The 13,763-nt window shown below is 48.2% G+C and carries 10 protein-coding genes and 2 rRNA genes; all 12 read right to left on the bottom strand.

Translation table 11 applies throughout. The features are described from left to right. Positions 1–90: 90 nt before the first annotated feature. A 23S ribosomal RNA gene (locus tag MKZ09_RS00435) occupies positions 91–3,016 on the bottom strand. 232 nt (positions 3,017–3,248) lie between these two features. Beyond that, positions 3,249–4,806: ribosomal RNA gene (locus MKZ09_RS00430) — 16S ribosomal RNA — on the bottom strand. The 16S and 23S rRNA genes sit together here, the layout of an rRNA operon. A 405-nt stretch (positions 4,807–5,211) precedes the next feature. Continuing rightward, positions 5,212–6,729 (bottom strand): lysine--tRNA ligase, encoded by a 1,518-nt coding sequence (gene lysS, locus MKZ09_RS00425; RefSeq protein WP_038573979.1) that lies wholly within the window; start codon positions 6,727–6,729, stop codon positions 5,212–5,214. Between the two features lie 248 nt (positions 6,730–6,977). After that, entirely contained in the window at positions 6,978–7,457 is a 480-nt protein-coding gene (gene greA, locus MKZ09_RS00420; RefSeq protein WP_036678719.1) for a transcription elongation factor GreA, read from the bottom strand. 201 nt (positions 7,458–7,658) lie between these two features. Further along, the gene (gene dusB, locus MKZ09_RS00415; protein WP_076130084.1) at positions 7,659–8,675 is read right to left on the bottom strand and encodes a tRNA dihydrouridine synthase DusB; all 1,017 of its coding nucleotides are present in this window, start codon (positions 8,673–8,675) and stop codon (positions 7,659–7,661) included. Positions 8,676–8,708: 33 nt separating this feature from the next. Continuing rightward, positions 8,709–8,918 carry a helix-turn-helix domain-containing protein gene (locus MKZ09_RS00410; protein WP_076099929.1) on the bottom strand — a complete coding sequence of 70 codons (210 nt, stop codon included), beginning with the start codon at positions 8,916–8,918 and terminating at the stop codon, positions 8,709–8,711. Next, entirely contained in the window at positions 8,870–9,421 is a 552-nt protein-coding gene (folK, locus tag MKZ09_RS00405) for a 2-amino-4-hydroxy-6-hydroxymethyldihydropteridine diphosphokinase (protein WP_036678725.1), read from the bottom strand. The genes MKZ09_RS00410 and folK overlap by 49 nt, the downstream gene beginning before the upstream one ends. Before the next feature lie 11 nt (positions 9,422–9,432). Further along, positions 9,433–9,795 (bottom strand): dihydroneopterin aldolase, encoded by a 363-nt coding sequence (gene folB / locus MKZ09_RS00400; RefSeq protein WP_076138480.1) that lies wholly within the window; start codon positions 9,793–9,795, stop codon positions 9,433–9,435. A 30-nt stretch (positions 9,796–9,825) separates the two neighbouring features. Further along, the gene (gene folP / locus MKZ09_RS00395) at positions 9,826–10,683 is read right to left on the bottom strand and encodes a dihydropteroate synthase (RefSeq protein ID WP_076138481.1); all 858 of its coding nucleotides are present in this window, start codon (positions 10,681–10,683) and stop codon (positions 9,826–9,828) included. Beyond that, complete coding sequence (gene pabC, locus MKZ09_RS00390; protein WP_076208083.1) at positions 10,680–11,561, bottom strand: aminodeoxychorismate lyase; 882 nt, start codon at positions 11,559–11,561, stop codon at positions 10,680–10,682. Before pabC ends, folP begins: the two co-directional genes overlap by 4 nt. Continuing rightward, positions 11,558–12,139, bottom strand: a complete 582-nt coding sequence (gene pabA / locus MKZ09_RS00385; RefSeq protein ID WP_076208081.1) for an aminodeoxychorismate/anthranilate synthase component II — start codon at positions 12,137–12,139, stop codon at positions 11,558–11,560. Before pabA ends, pabC begins: the two co-directional genes overlap by 4 nt. Next, complete coding sequence (locus MKZ09_RS00380; protein ID WP_076208079.1) at positions 12,136–13,749, bottom strand: anthranilate synthase component I family protein; 1,614 nt, start codon at positions 13,747–13,749, stop codon at positions 12,136–12,138. Before MKZ09_RS00380 ends, pabA begins: the two co-directional genes overlap by 4 nt. Positions 13,750–13,763 lie beyond the last annotated feature (14 nt).

The following is a 13,763-nucleotide window of genomic DNA, read 5'->3' as shown; positions in this document are numbered from 1 at the left end:
TTCATCACCAGAAGTGACAATGAATTTCTAAGCGTGTTACAGGCTTAATCGCCTGAAAACTGAATCCGAAACAAATCTGCATTCTACGTATAGGATAAGCCCTCGACCGATTAGTATTGGTCAGCTCCATGCATTACTGCACTTCCACCTCCAACCTATCTACCTCGTCGTCTTCAAGGGGTCTTACTAATTGGGAAATCTCATCTTGAGGGGGGCTTCACGCTTAGATGCTTTCAGCGCTTATCCCGTCCGTACGTAGCTACCCAGCCATGCTCCTGGCGGAACAACTGGTGCACCAGCGGTACGTCCATCCCGGTCCTCTCGTACTAAGGACAGCTCCTCTCAAATTTCCTGCGCCCACGACAGATAGGGACCGAACTGTCTCACGACGTTCTGAACCCAGCTCGCGTACCGCTTTAATGGGCGAACAGCCCAACCCTTGGGACCTACTTCAGCCCCAGGATGCGATGAGCCGACATCGAGGTGCCAAACCTCCCCGTCGATGTGGACTCTTGGGGGAGATAAGCCTGTTATCCCCAGGGTAGCTTTTATCCGTTGAGCGATGGCCCTTCCATGCGGTACCACCGGATCACTAAGTCCGACTTTCGTCCCTGCTCGACTTGTAGGTCTCGCAGTCAAGCTCCCTTATGCCTTTGCACTCTGCGAATGATTTCCAACCATTCTGAGGGAACCTTGGAACGCCTCCGTTACTCTTTAGGAGGCGACCGCCCCAGTCAAACTGCCCGCCTGACACGGTCCCCGTACCCGATTAGGGCACTAGGTTAGAACCTAGATACGATCAGGGTGGTATCCCAACGGCGCCTCCACCGAAGCTTGCGCTCCGATTTCTACGGCTCCCACCTATCCTGTACAGATCGTACCCAAATTCAATATCAAGCTGCAGTAAAGCTCCATGGGGTCTTTCCGTCTTGTCGCGGGTAACCTGCATCTTCACAGGTATTAAAATTTCACCGGATCTCTCGTTGAGACAGCGCCCAAGTCGTTACGCCATTCGTGCGGGTCAGAATTTACCTGACAAGGAATTTCGCTACCTTAGGACCGTTATAGTTACGGCCGCCGTTTACTGGGGCTTCGGTTCATAGCTTCGGGTTACCCCTAACCACTCCCCTTAACCTTCCAGCACCGGGCAGGCGTCAGCCCGTATACTTCGCCTTGCGGCTTCGCACAGACCTGTGTTTTTGCTAAACAGTCGCTTGGGCCTTTTCACTGCGGCCCCCTCGTGCTATTCACACTACCGGGGCACCCCTTCTCCCGAAGTTACGGGGTCATTTTGCCGAGTTCCTTAACGAGAGTTCTTCCGCGCGCCTTAGAATTCTCTTCTCGCCTACCTGTGTCGGTTTGCGGTACGGGCACCTTCTCCTGGCTAGAGGCTTTTCTTGGCAGTGTGAGATCATGACCTTCGCTACTATAATTTTCGCTCCCCATCACAGCCCAGCCTTAACGATGTGCGGATTTGCCTACACACCAGCCTCACTGCTTAGACGGACATCCATCAGTCCGCGTCACTACCCTCCTGCGTCACCCCATCGCTCATAGCGGATTACGGTGGTACAGTAATTTCAAACTGTTGTCCTTCGACTACGCCTTTCGGCCTCGCCTTAGGTCCCGACTTACCCTGAGCGGACGAGCCTTCCTCAGGAAACCTTGGGCTTTCGGCGGATCAGATTCTCACTGATCTTTTCGTTACTCATACCGGCATTCTCACTTGTGTAGTGTCCAGCGCTCTTTTCAGTACACCTTCAACCCCTACACAACGCTCCCCTACCCCAGATGCAAAGCATCTAGCCATAGCTTCGGTGGTGTGTTTAGCCCCGTTACATTTTCGGCGCAGAGTCACTCGACCAGTGAGCTATTACGCACTCTTTCAATGGTGGCTGCTTCTAAGCCAACATCCTGGTTGTCTGTGCAACTCCACATCCTTTCCCACTTAACACACACTTGGGGACCTTAGCTGATGGTCTGGGCTGTTTCCCTTTTGACAATGGATCTTAGCACTCACTGTCTGACTCCCGGCAATAAGTATATGGCATTCGGAGTTTGACTGAGCTTGGTAATCCTTGCGGACCCCGCACCCAATCAGTGCTCTACCTCCACTACTCTTATACCGAGGCTAGCCCTAAAGCTATTTCGGGGAGAACCAGCTATCTCCGAGTTCGATTGGAATTTCTCCGCTACCCCCACCTCATCCCCGCACTTTTCAACGTACGTGGGTTCGGGCCTCCAGTGCGTGTTACCGCACCTTCACCCTGGACAGGGGTAGATCACACGGTTTCGGGTCTACGTCCACATACTAAGTCGCCCTATTCAGACTCGCTTTCGCTGCGGCTCCACCTTCTCGGCTTAACCTTGCATGTTAAACGTAACTCGCCGGTTCATTCTACAAAAGGCACGCCATCACCCATAGATCGGGCTCTGACTTTTTGTAAGCACACGGTTTCAGGTTCTATTTCACTCCCCTTCCGGGGTGCTTTTCACCTTTCCCTCACGGTACTGTTTCACTATCGGTCGCCAGGTAGTATTTAGCCTTAGCAGATGGTCCTGCTGGATTCATACGGGGTTTCACGTGCCCCGCACTACTCGGGATCCGTCTCGGAGAGAACACAGTTTAGGTTACAGGGCTTTTACCTCTATCGCGGGCCTTTCCAGACCTCTTCACCTACCATATTCCTTTGTAACTCCATGTGAGACGTCCCACAACCCCTAAGAGCAAGCTCTTAGGTTTAGGCTGATCCGCGTTCGCTCGCCGCTACTGACGGAATCACTATTGTTTTCTCTTCCTCAGGGTACTTAGATGTTTCAGTTCCCCTGGTCTGCCTCTACATTTCCTATGTATTCAGAAATGAGTAACTGCGAATTACCACAGCTGGGTTTCCCCATTCGGACACCCCCGGATCAAAGCTTGCTTACAGCTCCCCGAGGCAGTTTCGTTGTTCGCCACGTCCTTCGTCGGCTCCTGGCGCCTAGGCATCCTCCGTGTGCTCTTATTAGCTTAACCTTGATTCTTCCGAAGAAAAATCTCACTAATAACATTTACTTGTTTACACAAGTTGCTAAAAGATGTTCTAAAACGCAAATTCGTTTCGGTATCCAGTTTTCAAGGATCAAGTCTTACTTGAGAGCTTAAACTCTCAAAACTGAGCAACGAGTGAGTAACAGGCCTAAACCTGAGTTTTGGAAGCTGAGCTTCCGATTTGAATGTTCTCATTGCAGAGAACGATTCTCCATAGAAAGGAGGTGATCCAGCCGCACCTTCCGATACGGCTACCTTGTTACGACTTCACCCCAATCATCTACCCCACCTTCGGCGGCTGGCTCCCTTGCGGGTTACCCCACCGACTTCGGGTGTTGTAAACTCTCGTGGTGTGACGGGCGGTGTGTACAAGACCCGGGAACGTATTCACCGCGGCATGCTGATCCGCGATTACTAGCAATTCCGACTTCATGCAGGCGAGTTGCAGCCTGCAATCCGAACTGAGACCGGCTTTGATGGGATTGGCTCCACCTCGCGGCTTCGCTTCCCGTTGTACCGGCCATTGTAGTACGTGTGTAGCCCAGGTCATAAGGGGCATGATGATTTGACGTCATCCCCACCTTCCTCCGGTTTGTCACCGGCAGTCACTCTAGAGTGCCCAGCCTTACCTGCTGGCAACTAAAGTTAAGGGTTGCGCTCGTTGCGGGACTTAACCCAACATCTCACGACACGAGCTGACGACAACCATGCACCACCTGTCTCCTCTGTCCCGAAGGCCGCTGCTATCTCTAGCAGATTCAGAGGGATGTCAAGACCTGGTAAGGTTCTTCGCGTTGCTTCGAATTAAACCACATACTCCACTGCTTGTGCGGGTCCCCGTCAATTCCTTTGAGTTTCAGTCTTGCGACCGTACTCCCCAGGCGGAGTGCTTACTGTGTTAACTTCGGCACCAAGGGTATCGAAACCCCTAACACCTAGCACTCATCGTTTACGGCGTGGACTACCAGGGTATCTAATCCTGTTTGCTCCCCACGCTTTCGCGCCTCAGCGTCAGTTACAGCCCAGAAAGTCGCCTTCGCCACTGGTGTTCCTCCACATATCTACGCATTTCACCGCTACACGTGGAATTCCACTTTCCTCTTCTGTACTCAAGCCACCCAGTTTCCAGTGCGACCTCAGGTTGAGCCCAAGGTTTAAACACCAGACTTAAATAGCCGCCTGCGCGCGCTTTACGCCCAATAATTCCGGACAACGCTTGCCCCCTACGTATTACCGCGGCTGCTGGCACGTAGTTAGCCGGGGCTTTCTTCTCAGGTACCGTCACTCCGGTAGCAGTTACTCTACCGGACGTTCTTCCCTGGCAACAGAGCTTTACGATCCGAAAACCTTCATCACTCACGCGGCGTTGCTCCGTCAGGCTTTCGCCCATTGCGGAAGATTCCCTACTGCTGCCTCCCGTAGGAGTCTGGGCCGTGTCTCAGTCCCAGTGTGGCCGTTCACCCTCTCAGGTCGGCTACGCATCGTCGCCTTGGTGGGCCGTTACCCCACCAACTAGCTAATGCGCCGCAGGCCCATCCCTCAGTGACAGATTGCTCCGTCTTTCATTCTTCTCTCAGGAGAAAAAAGAAATTATCCGGTATTAGCTACCGTTTCCGGTAGTTATCCCAGTCTGAAGGGCAGGTTGCCTACGTGTTACTCACCCGTCCGCCGCTAAGTTATTTTGAAAGCAAGCTTTCAAAATAACTCCGCTCGACTTGCATGTATTAGGCACGCCGCCAGCGTTCGTCCTGAGCCAGGATCAAACTCTCCAATTAGTATTGAAAAGAGCGATATGCTCATTTTGAAACATCTGACGAGAAAATTAATTCTCTAATTTTGGATTTCACTTACGTGATTTCCTACTCACTCGTTGTTCAGTTTTCAAAGATCAAGTTCTCGTTGGCGCCGTTTAACGTCTCAGCAGCAACTCTTATACTATATCATGTTCGGCTATTTAATGTCAAGCTCTTTTTTAACTTCTTTTTCGAGCTCGGCATGTGTACTTCTTGGCCGGACTTAGAATATATCATGTATGGAGATGCATTGCAAGAGTTTTTTTGAAACTAATATTAAATCTCTACATTCTATAGGAGCAATGAAGTAAAAGCACTGCTTCTAATCAACAGTAGCTGAGAGAACTGCCCTTAGACAGCTCCCTTAAGCCCTGTGTTGTATAGATACTATTCAGTACGGTTACGCATATGTGGAAACAGCAATACATCGCGAATTGATGCAGAATTGGTAAGCAGCATGATCAAACGGTCTACACCGATTCCCAGTCCGCCAGTAGGCGGCATACCATATTCCAGGGCGCGGATGAAATCATCATCCATCTCATGAGCTTCGTCATTACCCTGCTCTTTCTCCTGGATCTGTGCCTCAAAGCGTTGACGTTGGTCAATCGGATCATTCAATTCACTAAATGCATTAGCGTGCTCACGACCTACAATAAACAGCTCAAAACGATCGGTAAAGCGTGGATCCTCATCGTTTTTCTTCGCAAGTGGTGAAATTTCAACAGGGTGTCCCATTACAAAGGTTGGCTGAATTAGCGTTTCCTCTACAAATTGCTCGAAGAAAGCGTTAAGGATATGACCGAACGTCATATGTTTCTCAACAGGCACACGATGTTCTTTTGCCAAAGCTTGTGCTTCGTCATCTGTCATGTGAACGCTGAAATCAACACCGGTTACTTCTTTAACAGCATCAACCATAGTTACACGACGCCATCCTGGAGACAGATTTACCTCTTTGCCTTGGTAATCCAGCAGTTGTGTACCTAATACCTCTTGGGCAATATGTGCAATCATATTCTCCGTGAGATTCATGATGTCCTTGTAGTCAGCATAAGCTTCGTACAACTCAATCATAGTGAACTCTGGATTATGACGGGTCGACATTCCCTCGTTACGGTAAACACGGCCGATTTCGTACACTTTTTCCAAACCGCCAACAATAAGGCGTTTCAAGTGAAGCTCGATAGCAATCCGCATATACAGCTGCATTTCAAGTGTGTTGTGGTAAGTAATAAACGGACGCGCAGCTGCTCCGCCGGCGATCGTATGAAGTGTAGGTGTTTCAACTTCAAGATAACCAAGTGAATCCAAATAACGACGCATCGATTGAATAATTCTTGAACGGGCAATAAAGGTCTGTTGAACTTCCGGATTAATAATCAAATCAACATAGCGCTGGCGATAACGCAGTTCTACATCTTTAAGACCATGATATTTCTCAGGAAGTGGCAGCAGGGATTTGGACAAGACTTCGAGATTATGCACTTTGATGGAGGTCTCGCCTGTTTTGGTTTTGAATACTGTTCCACGAACGCCGATAATATCTCCCAGATCGAGAACATTAAACGCCGCGTATTGAGTTTCAGGAATGCTGTCTTGACGAACATAAAGCTGAATTCTTCCGCTAAGGTCCTGGATATGCGCAAAGCTGGCTTTTCCCATAACGCGTTTTGCCATAATACGTCCAGCAATGCTCACTTCAACAGAAAGCTCGTCCAATTCCTCTTTGGAAAGTCCATCATACTTAGCTACGATATCGCCAGCGTTAGCTGTGCGCTCGTATTTTTTGCCGAAAGGATCAATACCAAGTCCTCTTAGCTCGTCCAGTTTGGCACGGCGGATCTGCAAAAGCTCACTAAGTTCGTTCTCTGCATTGTCCACATTGTTCATTTCCTCGGTCATGCGATTCATCCCCTTATAACTCAGTAATATCATATACACAAGAAGAAACGGCTCCGTCTCCATAGTTAGAGGACAGTCCCGTTCCAGCTCAAAATATAAGCAGTTTGTTTTACCTATCGTTTCCGGATGATTTGAAAAAAGCTTCCCTAAGGAAGCTTTCCCAAACATGTTCCCTTATCTACCTATGTACAGTGAAATGACTAATACATATGGCAGCACATCTATTTACAGACATTAAGGTCTGTATATTACTTCATTCTGATATCGAGAATTTTATATTGAATAACTCCTGCAGGTGTAGAAACATCAACAACCGTACCTATTTTTTTCCCGATAATAGCTTTGCCTACCGGACTTTCGTTGGAAATCTTGTTATTCAGTGGATCAGACTCTGCTGTACCTACGATCGTATACTCCATAGTGTCCCCATATTCCAAATCCTCGACACTTACAGTAACACCAATACTTACTACGTCAGTAACGATCTCGTCGCTATTGATGATACGCGCGTTGCGAAGCATCTTCTCCAAAGTGAGAACGCGTCCTTCGATAAAAGCTTGCTCATTCTTCGCGTCTTCATACTCCGAGTTCTCACTGATATCTCCGTAGCCAATCGCTACCTTAATCCGTTCAGCAACCTCACGGCGTTTTACGGATTTGAGGGTCTCCAGCTCATCTTCCAGACGTTTTAGCCCGTCCGGCGTAAGGATGACTTCTTTATCGCTCATCTCAACCGATTCTCCTGTCGTATACAATTATTGAAAACACCATACTATATGCTAATCTAGAAGGATAAGAACCCTCCCTGCTGCATTGCTCTTACTGTAACGGCGATTTTATACTGTGAAATTATATTGGAACCGCTACAAAATGTCAATGACACCACATATAAAGTCAGATGTGTTCAAATATCAGCAGAAAAAAGGCGATTATACAGCAGAAGAAGACATCTCAATGCCCTTGCTCTCTTCTTCATGCTTTAATTGAACGACAAAATCATTCAATATCCTCACCATTCCATCGCGTTTTGTTTCTGTCATGAGAACATCCTTCACTCTAGCGGCAGCCTTCAAGCCTTTTAAGTACCAAGCCATATGCTTACGCATCTCACGAACAGCTACAGCTTCTCCCTTAAGAGCTACCAGACGATCCATATGAAGAATAGCAACCTTAATCTTCTCATCCAACCCAGGTTCAGGCATAAGCTCGCCGGTGCTCAAATATTGAATGGTACGATACAACATCCAAGGATTACCGAGTGCTCCACGCCCGATCATTACACCATCGCAGCCAGTCTGATCCAACATAGCCCGAGCATCTTCTGGTGTATTAACATCCCCGTTGCCGATAACGGGAATGGAAACTGCTTCTTTTGCCATCTTGATATAGTTCCAGTCCGCATGGCCTGTGTAAAGCTGCTCCCGGGTACGACCGTGTACGCTGACAGCCTTACCGCCGGCACGTTCAACCGCACGCGCATTATCTTCGACAAAAATATGCTCGCTATCCCAGCCAATCCGCATTTTCACGGTTACCGGTTTATCGACAACATCGACAACCGCAGAGACCATTTCATAGATTTTGTCGGGATTCAAAAGCCAGCGGGCTCCCGCATCACATTTAGTCACTTTTGGCACCGGGCATCCCATATTGATATCGATAATATCAGCATTGGTTTCTTTATCAACGACTTTAGCTGCTTGCACCAGTGATGCTCTATCCCCGCCAAAAATCTGCAAACTAAGCGGTTTCTCCCGTTCATCTACAAACAACATTTCGCGAGTACGTGTATTTCCGTGAATAATGGCCTTATCGCTTACCATTTCCGCACAGACCAGACCTGTACCAAATTCCTTAGCGATCAGACGAAAAGCCGGATTGCACACGCCAGCCATAGGTGCCAGAACAACCTGATTTTTCATCTCAATATCGCCAATCTTCAGCATTCGTATCACTTCCCACCTTCTAATTCTTGGTAATTATGAGTTGGGATCCACAAGCTCTTCTGTTGTAACCCCTAGAACATTCGCAATTTTATCTAAAATTTGATCTTCTAACCGTCTGTTACCCCTCTCGACTGCACCAAGCACAGCCAAGGAAATTCCGGCAAGATCCGCAAGATCCTGTTGAGTATACCCTTTTAGCTTACGGAATGCCCTGACCCTCCGTCCCAAACGCTTGTTGTCCACAACCGAATTCCTTCCTTCCCGTCTATGTCTTGAAGCGCTGCTGTGATCAGCTTGCGAAGTCCGGAAGATTGTTCATTCTGTGGAACGATGTCACTGAGCGGAAACAATACAAAAGCACGCTCTAACATGCGTGGATGCGGTAACGTTAAATGTGGTGTATCAAGCACCTGACCCTCAACCCACAATAAATCCAAATCTACCGTTCTCGGTCCATAGCGGATATCCCGGATACGACCCAACTGCGTTTCAATCCCCAACATCACTTCCAACAAGGACTCGGGCGCAAGTGTGGTTCGCAAAGCTGCTGCCATATTGAGAAACTGCGGCTGATCTAAATAACCTACTGGCTCTGTCTCGTAAACTTTGGAGCAGCGGACCACCGATATTTCATCATGAGCGTCCAGTCTGTTCAAAGCCTCTGACAGTGTGCCCTCGCGGTCACCCAAATTAGCCCCTAAAGCAATATAAGCCTCTGATTCTTCAGAGGTGGAATGTATATTCATGGACCTTGTTCTCACTTTCTAGTTCTGCGCAGCTCTACAGTCACTCCCTGAAAATGAATGTCGAAAGGCGGATGAGGTTTAGTTACCTTAACCGTTACTGCATTGATAACAGTATAAGTGTCCAGTACGGAGGATGCAATATATTCTGCCAAAGCTTCAATCAACTTAAAAGACTTTATTTCGACAATGTTTTTGACTAATTCATGAACTTCAGCATAATTCACAGTTTGATTCAAATCATCATTCAAGCCCGCGCCCTGCAAATCAAGCTCAAGCTCTAAATCAATGTAAAAACGTTGCCCCAGCTTACGTTCTTCCTCAAATACACCGTGGTATCCGTAATATTCCATGCGATGCATTGTCATTTTATCCATGATTAATCCGCCCTTTTTCGTAAAATATAGCTATTCACGCACCACTGGAGGTGCAGCATACAACATCGCATCACACATCTTAACCGTTCGTTTAATCAGAGATACATCATGTACACGTACGATCTGGCAACCCTGAGCAATACCAAAGGCTACTGTAGCTGCAGTGCCTTCCACAACATCATCAGACGGCAAATCAAGTACCGTGCGGATGAATTTTTTGCGGGATGTCGCCAGTAACAACGGATAGCCTAACTCAGTCAACCCGTCTAAAAGCATCATTGCCTGCAGGTTTTCATTATAATCCTTAGCAAAGCCGATACCTGGATCCAATATGATATTGGCCGGCTTAACACCTGCGGCTAACGCAAGATCAATACTTTCTTTAAGATCAGCCGACATATCCGCACTCAGATTCGTATAATTACGGTCCTGCCGGTTATGCATCAAAATAATAGGACAGTCAGCAGCAGCGGCCACTGCCGCCATTTCCGGATCAGCCTTACAACCCCATATGTCATTAATGATATGGGCACCCGCAGCTATAGCTTGGCGGGCTACTTCAGCTTTATAGGTATCGATGGATAACGGAAGATGAGGTGCCGCCTTATGAATACTCTCGATCACAGGCAATACACGGGCTAACTCCTCTTCAAGTCCCACCGGTTGATGACCAGGACGAGTAGATTCACCGCCGATATCAATAATATCAGCACCCTCTGCAGCCATACGCAGCGCATGCTCAACGGCTTTGTCCGGATGATCCCAAAGTCCTCCATCTGAAAAAGAATCAGGGGTAACATTAAGGATGCCCATAATCAATGTTTGATTTCCTAACTCCAAGTCTGTATTTCCACAACGGTATGTCCGCTTAAAGAGGACTGGTCTCATTTCGCAATCGCCGTCCTATCTCTATATGATGAAATCAAGCCAGCAGTAATTGTTCCACACTGGCCAGTACCTATAGTAAATCTTGCATCTCCGTGCCACATCCCGGTAACAGGAACGATTTCTTGTACGGAATTGGTAAGAAACACTTCATCAGCAGCTTTCAACTGCTCCCAGTGATATGTTCCTTCTTCAACACTAAGGCCTGCACTAAGAGCCAGCTCCAGCACCATTTCCCGGGTAATTCCCGGAAGAATGCCTGTTGTGAGATCTGGGGTATAGAGCCTGTTGTTTTTTATAAAAAAGATGTTGCTGACAATGCCCTCCGCAATAAATTCTTCTGCCGTCAGCATTAGTCCTTCAGCACCATTTGCCGCAGAAGCATACCCTCTAAGCTCACGCTTAGCCAGAATGTTATTCATATAATGCAGCGACTTGAATCGCAACGTTCCCTCAGGAGTATTACGCCGCAAGGACAACAGCTGCAGCTCTTTGCCTTCACTGTAGAGTTTATCTGGTACTTTCGGCAGCGCTTTGATGTACAACAAATGATTGGGCTTTTGATAATCATCAGCAGGTAATCCGAGAATATCCTCACCGGCTGTTACGGTATAGCGTATATAAGCTTCTTTTAATTCATTTTTGTCCATAACGCGCTTAATCCAGTCAAGCAGATGTGCCGCTTCTGCCTCAAATGGAATGCCCAGTTCCTTGCACCCCTCTGCCATACGCTTCAAATGACGCTCCAGCAAAAAGGGAACTCCCTCATAGGTCCGAAAGGTTTCGAACAAACCAATACCGTACAAAAAGCCGTGATCCAAGGCAGAAACCACGGCTTCTCGGGCGTCAATGACACCATTGTTAAATCCTATATATTTCATGCCGTTTCTCCGGCTCTCCGTTTCAAGAAATTACGCAGCATCGTATGACCATGATCCGTAATAATAGATTCCGGGTGGAACTGTACACCTTCAATAGGGTATTCTCTATGGCGCAATGCCATAATCTCCCCTTCTTCAGTCTCAGCCGTAATCTCCAAGCAATCTGGGAGACTCTCCCGCTCTACAATCAGTGAATGATATCGGGTAGCTGTAAATGGAGACTCCAGACCTTCAAAAACTGAGGTCCCGTTATGGTAAATAGGCGATGTCTTCCCATGCATCAAACGCTCAGCACGGATGACATTGCCACCAAATGCTTGTCCAATCGCTTGATGTCCAAGGCATACGCCGAAGATCGGTATGATTCCCTTGAAATGATGCAATAATTCCAGACTAATTCCCGCTTCATTTGGCGTACATGGGCCTGGTGAAATTAGAATATGGTCAGGTGCCAGCTTTTCAATCTCTTCGATGGTAATTTCATCATTGCGGTGCACTTTAACCTCTTCCCCAAGCTCACCTAAATACTGTACGAGGTTATACGTAAAGGAATCATAATTATCGATGACCAAGATCACAGTGCTACTCCCCCTTCGGCTCCGCTGGTAGCAGGCAATTCCTGCTGCAGTTCACTACAGAGTACTGCCTTCACTACCGCTTTGGCTTTATTATGGCATTCACGGTATTCACGGTATGGATCAGAATCGATCACTATGCCGGCACCTGTCTGAATATATCCGACCCCGTCTTTTACGGCCAGCGTTCTTATAATAATATTTAATTCCATATTGCCGTTATAGTCAATAAAACCCATCGATCCTGTATAGGGCCCACGTCGAACCGGCTCCAATTCTTCAATAATCTCCATTGTCCTTACCTTGGGAGCCCCTGTAATAGTCCCCCCGGGGAATAAAGCTGCGATAACCGCATACGCGTCTTTATCCGGCGCAATCTGGCCCTCTACCTGCGAAACGAGATGCATCACATGAGAGTAGCGCTCCACCGTCATCAGCTCCGGCACGCTGACGGAACCGTATGCAGCGACTCGTCCGATGTCGTTGCGTTCCAGATCGACAAGCATGATATGCTCGGCGATCTCTTTTTCGCTCCCGCGAAGCTCCGCCTCCATGGCGGCATCCTCCGCGGGAGTGAGTCCCCGGCGCCGAGTACCGGCGATTGGCCGGGCGCTCACTTTGTCCCCGTGCAGCTTGACGAGCAGCTCTGGTGAGGCGCTGGACAGCGCGAAGCCGGGCGATCGCAGGAGCCCCATGTACGGGGACGGGTTGAGCTTGCGCAGCCACTCGTAAACATCCTCCGGCGAGGACTTCAGCTGCGCCTCCTGGCGCAGCGAGAGGTTCACTTGGAAGACATCGCCTTGGCGGATGTATTCCTGAACGTCCAGCACTGCCTGCTGAAACTTCTCAGGCGAGAAAGCCGAAGCCATGCCCGGCCACTCTCCTGATGAAACTGTAAGGGCCTCAATGCTGCCCACAGCCTCATCATCCAATCCTGCAGCTGAAGATATCAGCTGCCACTGCTCTACCATTTGTCCAGCCTGTTCTATACTGCCAAGATAAAGATTTTGCAGATCCTCCATCCCACAGTCTGCTGGAACTGGTACGTGAACAGCACAATACAGCACATGCTCTTCGTGATCATAAATCCATATCTCGTCAAACCTCATAAAAAGATAATCAGGAAAACCAGGATCATCTTGGGCAAGAGACGGCAATCGTTCCAAAGAACGAACCACATCATAACCAAGGAATCCAATACATCCACCAGTGAAAGGAGGAACATCTTCATCCTTTAACTTAGGCGACGTAAAATTCGACGTCCATTGCTGCAGTAGCTCCAGTGGTTGTCCATGCAGTGTTGTTGCCTCAGGTATCCTCTCCTCGTCCACTGATGCTGATTCCAAAGATTCAATAGGAAAGCTAAATACTTCGGCATTATCCTCCTTGCCCTTCAATATCGAAACAGGATTCAAGCCCAAGTACGTATAACGGCCACCCTTACCACTTTCTAAAACTACAGAATACTGGGAAGCTAACTCCCAGGCTTTCTCCCAGGACGCGGGTAATTCGTTGGTGCACCGGGGGGATTTTATAATCAAGGGAAACATGCTCCAGTCTTCAGCAGCCCATTGTTCCCACTCGTTCCAGGTTGTTATGATTTCCAAAGCCATCCTCCTAAAAGTTT

This window comes from Paenibacillus sp. FSL R5-0908, from assembly GCF_038006245.1.
In the GTDB taxonomy this organism is placed as follows: Bacteria; Bacillota; Bacilli; order Paenibacillales; family Paenibacillaceae; genus Paenibacillus_AQ; species Paenibacillus_AQ odorifer.
The sequence above is the reverse complement of the archived record's forward strand: the minus strand, read 5'-3'. Positions and strand labels throughout refer to the sequence as shown.

What these genes read in the sequence shown, in the direction of transcription:
- MKZ09_RS00380 (WP_076208079.1), bottom strand. Translation starts at nt 13,749, where the DNA reads ATGGCTTTGGAAATCATAACAACCTGGAACGAGTGGGAACAATGGGCT.
- folK (WP_036678725.1), bottom strand. Translation starts at nt 9,421, where the DNA reads ATGAATATACATTCCACCTCTGAAGAATCAGAGGCTTATATTGCTTTA.
- dusB (WP_076130084.1), bottom strand. Translation starts at nt 8,675, where the DNA reads ATGCTGAAGATTGGCGATATTGAGATGAAAAATCAGGTTGTTCTGGCA.
- greA (WP_036678719.1), bottom strand. Translation starts at nt 7,457, where the DNA reads ATGAGCGATAAAGAAGTCATCCTTACGCCGGACGGGCTAAAACGTCTG.
- lysS (WP_038573979.1), bottom strand. Translation starts at nt 6,729, where the DNA reads ATGACCGAGGAAATGAACAATGTGGACAATGCAGAGAACGAACTTAGT.
- folB (WP_076138480.1), bottom strand. Translation starts at nt 9,795, where the DNA reads ATGGATAAAATGACAATGCATCGCATGGAATATTACGGATACCACGGT.
- pabC (WP_076208083.1), bottom strand. Translation starts at nt 11,561, where the DNA reads ATGAAATATATAGGATTTAACAATGGTGTCATTGACGCCCGAGAAGCC.
- folP (WP_076138481.1), bottom strand. Translation starts at nt 10,683, where the DNA reads ATGAGACCAGTCCTCTTTAAGCGGACATACCGTTGTGGAAATACAGAC.